General features: G+C 62.0%; 1 protein-coding gene. It reads right to left on the bottom strand.

Features of this window, described 5'->3' with window-relative positions; genetic code table 11:
• Positions 1-274 (bottom strand): DUF3418 domain-containing protein (locus SB751_RS30315; protein ID WP_410749060.1); only part of this gene is annotated, 274 nt, incomplete at both ends.

Genomic DNA, 274 nt, shown 5'->3' with positions numbered 1-274 from the left:
CGTATCGACCACGAAGCGCTTGCCGATCAGTCCATCGAGCTGATTCAGCATGTCGGCGTGCGCGGCCGTGAACGACTTCGCCTGCACCAGTTTCTTGGTCACGCCCGCATATTCACCAAGGATCTGCCCCACTAGCCGCGAAATTTCCTGCGCCAATAAGGTGAGCCGGCTGCGGCCCTCGTCGCGGCGCGTATGAAAACTCACGTCGTCGTCAGGCAGCGGCTCTTGCAGACAGGCGCGGTCGAGCGCGGTGTCGATCAGCTGATCGCGCAAC

The organism is Cupriavidus sp. SIMBA_020 (assembly GCF_046535395.1).
In the GTDB taxonomy this organism is placed as follows: domain Bacteria; phylum Pseudomonadota; class Gammaproteobacteria; order Burkholderiales; family Burkholderiaceae; genus Cupriavidus; species Cupriavidus campinensis.
The sequence above is the reverse complement of the archived record's forward strand: the minus strand, read 5'-3'. Positions and strand labels throughout refer to the sequence as shown.